We start from the raw sequence: 7,032 nt of genomic DNA, 5'->3' as shown, positions 1-7,032 counted from the left end.
CTCGTTCAGGTTGAGAAGGTATAAGGAGTAACCGATGACAACCCAATATGGATTTTTTATTGACTCCAGTCGTTGCACCGGTTGCAAAACCTGCGAACTGGCCTGCAAAGACTACAAAGATTTAACCCCGGACGTCAGCTTCCGTCGCATCTATGAATATGCGGGCGGCGACTGGCAGGAGGATAACGGCGTCTGGCACCAGAATGTCTTTGCCTACTATCTTTCCATTTCCTGCAACCACTGCGAAGACCCGGCCTGCACGAAAGTGTGCCCGAGCGGCGCGATGCACAAACGCGAGGACGGTTTTGTGGTGGTGGATGAGGACGTCTGCATCGGCTGTCGCTACTGCCATATGGCCTGCCCGTACGGTGCGCCGCAGTACAACGCCGCCAAAGGCCACATGACCAAATGCGACGGCTGTCATGACCGCGTTGCCGACGGCAAAAAGCCGATCTGCGTCGAGTCCTGCCCGCTGCGCGCGCTGGACTTTGGCCCGATAGAAGAGTTGCGGAAGAAACATGGCACGCTGGCGGCCGTTGCGCCGCTGCCGGGCGCGCACTTCACCAGACCGAACATTGTGATTAAACCCAACGCCAACAGCCGCTCGACCGGGGATACCACGGGTTATCTGGCAAATCCGAAGGAGGTGTAAGATGGGAAGTGGATGGCATGAATGGCCGCTGATGATCTTCACGGTTTTTGGTCAGTGCGTGGTCGGCGGTTTTATCGTTCTGGCTCTGGCGCTGATGAAAGGCGAGTTGCGTACCGAATCTCAACAGCGAGTGCTGACCGGCATGTTTGCTCTGTGGGTGCTAATGGGAATTGGCTTCATCGCGTCTATGCTGCATCTGGGGTCGCCAATGCGCGCCTTCAATTCGCTGAACCGCGTGGGCTCGTCGGCATTGAGTAATGAAATTGCCAGCGGCTCGCTCTTTTTTGCCGTCGGCGGGATCGGCTGGTTACTGGCGGTGCTGAAAAAGCTCTCTCCGGCGCTGCGTAATCTCTGGCTGGTTGTGACGATCGTGCTGGGCGTTATCTTTGTCTGGATGATGGTGCGCGTGTATAACAGCATTGATACCGTACCGACCTGGTACAGCATCTGGACGCCGCTGGGCTTCTTCCTGACGCTGTTTATGGGGGGGCCGTTGCTGGGTTATCTGCTGCTGCGTATTGCGGGCATCGATGGCTGGGCGATGCGTCTGCTGCCCGTAATTTCAGTCCTCGCACTGGTGGTCAGCGCCATTATGTCAGTGATGCAGGGAGCGGAGCTGGCGACGATTCATAGCTCCATCCAGCAGGCTTCTGCGCTCGTACCGGATTATGGTTCGCTGATGGCCTGGCGTATTGTGGTGCTGGTCGTGGCACTGTGCTGCTGGATTGTGCCGCAGTTGAAAGGTTATCAACCTGCGGTTCCGCTGCTGTCGGTGGCGTTTATCCTGCTGCTGGTGGGGGAACTGATTGGTCGCGGCGTATTCTACGGGCTCCATATGACCGTGGGAATGGCGGTGGCGAGTTAATCCATAATATGCCGGATGGCGGCTCGCGCCTTATCAGGCCTACGGATCGTGTAGGCCTGATAAGCGAAGCGCCATCAGACAATATGTCCCTGGTCTTTTACTTCTGCTTAGTTAACGTGTCGTAGCTGGTCATCAGATTGCGATAATCAGGAATGTGATTAGAGAACAGCGTCGCCAGACCTTCGATATCATTACGCCAGTCGCGGTGTAACTCACACGCCACGCCAAACCATGTCATTAATTGCGCGCCAGCCTGCGACATGCGATCCCAGGCGGAGTGACGGGTAATTTCATTAAAGGTGCCTGATGCATCGGTCACGACAAACACATCGAACCCTTCTTCAATCGCAGAGAGGGCGGGGAAGGCCACGCACACTTCCGTGACAACCCCCGCAATGATGAGCTGCTTCTTACCTGTCGCCTTAACGGCTTTCACGAAATCTTCATTGTCCCACGCGTTGATGTTTCCGGGGCGTGCAATGTAGGGGGCATCGGGGAACTGTGCTTTCAATTCCGGCACCAACGGCCCGTTTGGCCCCGTTTCGAAACTGGTGGTAAGGATGGTGGGGAGGTTGAAGTATTTGGCTAAATCGCCAAGTGCGAGAACGTTATTTTTGAATTTGTCAGGATCGATGTCTCGTACAAGAGACAGCAGCCCCGCCTGGTGATCAACTAAAAGAACCGCAGCATCATTTTTATCGAGACGAACGTAAGGCTTAGTCATTATCTTCTCCTGATGAGAGTTAGCGTTACATCAAAAGCCATTCCGGTGTGTTGTCTTCCCCAAAAGCATAGACCGGAAAAATGATGTTGCAGGAACCATGAAATTTTTCGACTGAACGAAACGCGGCAGTTTTGTTTTAGGTCAATTAAAACAATAACATGATGTTTATCGGATGCTGCTCTTTCATGCCATGAATCAGTATTTCAAATCGAAGGGCGGGAAAGCGCGTAATGCCGCGATTCGGGTAGATTGACAATGTTTTTGTTGGTGGCATGATGCGCATGAAATTTGAACTTCCTCACGGTTTTTATCCATGTCCATCTATACCCGGCCCGTCATGCTTTTGCTGTGCGGCCTGCTTTTGTTGACCCTGGCGATCGCAGTATTAAACACGCTCGTCCCCTTGTGGCTTGCCCAGGAAAGCCTGGCAACCTGGCAGGTCGGTATGGTCAGTTCGTCCTACTTTACCGGGAATCTGGTTGGGACGTTGCTTACCGGGTATTTAATCAAGCGCCTGGGATTTAACCGCAGCTACTATATTGCCTCGCTCATTTTTGCGGCGGGTTGCGTAGGGCTGGGCATGATGATTGGTTTCTGGAGCTGGCTGGCCTGGCGCTTTGTTGCCGGCGTGGGCTGCGCCATGATTTGGGTCGTGGTGGAAAGCGCTTTGATGTGCAGCGGAACATCCCGTAATCGTGGGCGGTTACTGGCTGCGTACATGATGGTCTATTACGTGGGAACGTTTTTGGGGCAACTGCTGGTCAGTAAAGTTCCGACAGAATTAATGAGCGTTCTGCCGTGGGTAACCGGCATGATTCTGGCGGGCATTTTGCCGCTGCTCTTTACCCGTATCCTGAACCAGCAGTCGGAAGAACACGATACGACGCCGATTACGTCAATGCTGAGACTGCGTCAGGCGCGGTTAGGTGTAAACGGATGCATTATTTCCGGGATTGTACTGGGATCGCTGTATGGCCTGATGCCGCTGTACCTTAATCATCAGGGGATTAGCAATGCGAGCATCGGTTTCTGGATGGCCGTGCTGGTGAGCGCCGGTATTTTAGGCCAATGGCCGATTGGTCGTCTGGCCGATAAGTTTGGTCGTCTTCTGGTGCTGCGTGTACAGGTCTTCGTGGTGATCCTCGGCAGTATTGCCATGCTGACTCAGGCTGCGATGGCGCCCGCCTTATTCATTCTGGGGGCGGCAGGCTTTACGCTCTATCCCGTCGCGATGGCCTGGGCTTGTGAAAAGGTAGAACGTCATCAGCTTGTGGCAATGAACCAGGCGTTGCTGCTCAGCTATACCGTAGGCAGCCTGCTTGGGCCGTCATTTACCGCGATGCTGATGCAGAATTACTCTGATAATCTGTTGTTTATTATGATTGCCAGCGTCTCGTTTGTTTATTTGCTTATGCTGCTGCGCAACGCAGGACATACGCCGACTCCTGTGGCGCACGTTTAATTTATGTGATCAGGTATGAAGTCTGTAGGCCGGATAAGACGCTTTCGCGTCGCCATCCGGCGATACTGATAAAATAACTCAGTACATCACTTTATGACCGTACTGCTCAAGAATACCTTTTACGCGCTCCATGGTTTCTTTCTTCGGCGGTTTAACGCCATCAAGCTTGTATTCTTCGCCCATTGCGACCCATTTGTGTTTGCCTAACTCGTGATAGGGCAGCAGTTCGATTTTTTCAACGTTGCCCATATCGCGGGTGAATTCGCCCAGACGGTGTGCTGAGTCGTCATCGTCAGACCAGCCCGGCACCACAACGTAGCGAATCCAGGTCTTAATGCCCTTTGCGGAGATGTATTTGGCGAACTCCAGCGTGCGATGGTTGGATACGCCAACCAGATTCTGATGAATCTCGTCATTCATCTGCTTCAGGTCAAGCATCACCAGGTCGGTGACTTCCAGCAGTTCATCGATGACCGGATCGTAGCGGCGAACAAAGCCGTTGGTATCAAGACAGGTATGGATGCTTTCTTTCTTACAGGCACGGAACCAGTCGCGAACAAACTCTGCCTGTAAGATCGCTTCGCCGCCGGAAGCCGTTACGCCGCCGCCGGATGCGTTCATAAAGTGGCGGTAGGTGACGACCTCTTTCATCAGATCTTCAACGGTAACTTCTTTGCCGCCATGCGTATCCCAGGTGTCGCGGTTATGGCAATACAGGCAGCGCATCAGACAGCCCTGGAAGAACGTAATAAAGCGGATGCCCGGGCCGTCAACAGTGCCACAGGATTCAAAGGAGTGAATGCGACCAATAACTGACATTGCGGTGTTTCTCCAGATGTGGCCCATCCGGGGCCGTGTTAGTGCACAGTTATTAACTGTGTCGAGTCTGTTTTGGCAGTCATCCATTGGGTATAGATAGCTGGCGAAAGAGACTTAGTTGTTAAAAAGGCCCCACTTACGTGGAGCCTTTATTGTACGCTTTTTACAGTACGATTTCAGTCAAAACCCAATTACATGGTCTGAGTGAAGGTACGAGTAATAACGTCCTGCTGTTGTTCTTTAGTCAGGGAGTTAAAACGTACTGCGTAACCTGATACACGGATGGTCAGCTGCGGATATTTTTCCGGGTGTTCCATCGCGTCCAGCAGCATTTCACGGTTCATCACGTTCACGTTCAGGTGCTGACCACCTTCGATGGACGCTTCGTGGTGGAAGTAACCATCCATCAGACCCGCCAGGTTGGTTTTACGTACTTCGTCGTCTTTACCCAGTGCGTTAGGAACGATAGAGAAGGTGTAAGAGATACCATCTTTAGCGTAAGCAAACGGCAGTTTTGCAACGGAGGTCAGAGAGGCAACAGCACCTTTCTGGTCACGGCCGTGCATTGGGTTAGCACCTGGTCCGAACGGCGCGCCAGCACGACGACCGTCTGGGGTGTTACCGGTTTTCTTACCATACACAACGTTAGAAGTGATGGTCAGAACAGACTGAGTCGGGATAGCGCCACGGTAAGTGGTCAGTTTCTGAATTTTCTTCATGAAACGTTCTACCAGGTCAACCGCCATGTCATCAACGCGAGAGTCGTTGTTACCAAACTGCGGGTATTCGCCTTCGATTTCGAAGTCTACAGCCAGGCCGTCTTCGTCACGAATCGGTTTAACTTTCGCATATTTGATTGCAGACAGGGAGTCAGCAGCAACGGACAGACCTGCGATACCACACGCCATGGTGCGGATAACATCACGGTCGTGCAGCGCCATCAGAGAGGCTTCGTAGCTGTACTTGTCGTGCATGTAGTGGATAACGTTCAGCGCGGTGACATACTGTTTAGCCAGCCAGTCCATGAAGTGATCCATGCGGTCCATCACTTCGTCGAAGTTCAGAACGTCGCCTTTGATCGGTTCAGATTTAGGACCAACCTGCATTTTCAGTTTTTCATCAACGCCGCCGTTGATTGCGTACAGCATGGTTTTCGCCAGGTTTGCACGCGCACCGAAGAACTGCATTTGTTTACCAACAACCATCGGGCTTACGCAGCAAGCGATAGCGTAGTCATCGTTGTTGAAGTCTGGACGCATCAGGTCATCGTTCTCGTATTGCAGAGAAGAGGTGTCGATGGACACTTTAGCGGCGAATTTCTTGAAGTTCAGCGGCAGTTTTTCAGACCACAGAACGGTGATGTTCGGCTCAGGAGACGGACCCATGGTGTACAGGGTGTTCAGGAAGCGGAAGCTGTTTTTGGTAACCAGAGTACGGCCGTCAACGCCCATACCGCCGATAGATTCAGTTGCCCAAATCGGGTCGCCAGAGAACAGTTCATCGTATTCCGGCGTACGCAGGAAGCGAACCATACGCAGTTTCATGACCAGGTGGTCAATCATTTCCTGTGCGTCTTGTTCGGTGATTTTGCCTGCTTTGATATCACGTTCGATGTACGCATCCAGGAAGGTGGATACGCGACCGAAGGACATTGCTGCGCCGTTCTGAGACTTAACAGCGGCCAGGTAGCCGAAGTAGGTCCACTGGATAGCTTCCTGAGCGTTGGTAGCCGGACCAGAGATATCGCAGCCGTATTTAGCCGCCATCTCTTTGATCTGACCCAGCGCGCGGTGCTGTTCAGCAATTTCTTCACGCAGACGGATAGTCGCTTCCAGGTTTACGCCGTTTTCCAGGTCAGACTGCAAAGAGACGAACTGGGCGTATTTGTCTTTCATCAGGAAGTCGATACCGTACAGCGCAACGCGACGGTAGTCACCGATGATACGGCCACGGCCATACGCATCCGGCAGACCAGTCAGAACACCGGATTTACGGCAGTTCAGAATGTCTTTGGTATAAACATCGAATACGCCCTGGTTGTGGGTTTTGCGGTATTCGGTGAAGATTTTTTTCAGCATCGGGTCCAGCTCGCGATTGTACGCTTTGCAGGAACCTTCAACCATTTTGATACCACCGAACGGGATGATCGCACGTTTCAGCGGAGCTTCAGTTTGCAGACCAACGATTTTCTCAAGCGCTTTATTGATGTAGCCAGCGTCGTGAGAAGTGATGGTAGAAGCAACGGAGGTGTCAAAGTCAACAGGCGCGTGAGTGCGGTTTTCCTGTTTAACGCCTTCCATTACGCTGTCCCACAGTGCAGTGGTCGCATTCGTCGCGCCAGCCAGGAAGGACTCATCACCCTCGTACGGAGTGTAGTTTTTCTGAATGAAGTCACGGACGTTTACTTCATTCTGCCAGTCACCTTTGGTAAAACCTTCCCAGGCTGTGGCTAACTTTTCATTAAGCTCGGACATGTAACACCTACCTTCTTAAGTGGATTTTTTATTTAC

Annotated in this window: 6 protein-coding genes; 3 read left to right on the top strand and 3 right to left on the bottom strand. The window is 52.4% G+C overall.

The genetic code is table 11. The features are described 5' to 3' along the window. Positions 1-34: 34 nt before the first annotated feature. Together dmsB and OGV79_RS14810 are read left to right on the top strand one after the other, a co-directional pair. Positions 35-652, top strand: coding sequence for a dimethylsulfoxide reductase iron-sulfur subunit DmsB (dmsB, locus tag OGV79_RS14815; protein WP_114848451.1), 618 nt, complete (start codon positions 35-37; stop codon positions 650-652). Position 653: 1 nt separating this feature from the next. Further along, positions 654-1,517: a dimethyl sulfoxide reductase anchor subunit family protein gene (locus OGV79_RS14810; protein WP_114848450.1), complete on the top strand. Its 864-nt coding sequence runs from the start codon at positions 654-656 to the stop codon at positions 1,515-1,517. A 97-nt stretch (positions 1,518-1,614) separates the two neighbouring features. Here the strand turns inward: OGV79_RS14810 and ycaC are convergent, their stop codons facing one another. Then, entirely contained in the window at positions 1,615-2,241 is a 627-nt protein-coding gene (ycaC, locus tag OGV79_RS14805) for an isochorismate family cysteine hydrolase YcaC (RefSeq protein ID WP_012133028.1), read from the bottom strand. Positions 2,242-2,554: 313 nt separating this feature from the next. Between ycaC and OGV79_RS14800 the strand changes: the two genes are divergently transcribed. Further along, positions 2,555-3,703: an MFS transporter gene (locus OGV79_RS14800; RefSeq protein ID WP_012133025.1), complete on the top strand. Its 1,149-nt coding sequence runs from the start codon at positions 2,555-2,557 to the stop codon at positions 3,701-3,703. Between the two features lie 78 nt (positions 3,704-3,781). On the opposite strand, the gene pflA is transcribed toward OGV79_RS14800, so the two are convergent. Together pflA and pflB are read right to left on the bottom strand one after the other, a co-directional pair. Further along, positions 3,782-4,522 (bottom strand): pyruvate formate lyase 1-activating protein, encoded by a 741-nt coding sequence (gene pflA / locus OGV79_RS14795; RefSeq protein WP_024130479.1) that lies wholly within the window; start codon positions 4,520-4,522, stop codon positions 3,782-3,784. Positions 4,523-4,713: 191 nt separating this feature from the next. Continuing rightward, positions 4,714-6,996: a formate C-acetyltransferase gene (gene pflB / locus OGV79_RS14790; RefSeq protein WP_012133023.1), complete on the bottom strand. Its 2,283-nt coding sequence runs from the start codon at positions 6,994-6,996 to the stop codon at positions 4,714-4,716. Between the last annotated feature and the right edge of the window lie 36 nt (positions 6,997-7,032).

It is taken from the genome of Citrobacter sp. CK185 (assembly GCF_030333565.1).
Classification (GTDB): domain Bacteria; phylum Pseudomonadota; class Gammaproteobacteria; order Enterobacterales; family Enterobacteriaceae; genus Citrobacter_B; species Citrobacter_B koseri.
The sequence above is the reverse complement of the archived record's forward strand: the minus strand, read 5'-3'. Positions and strand labels throughout refer to the sequence as shown.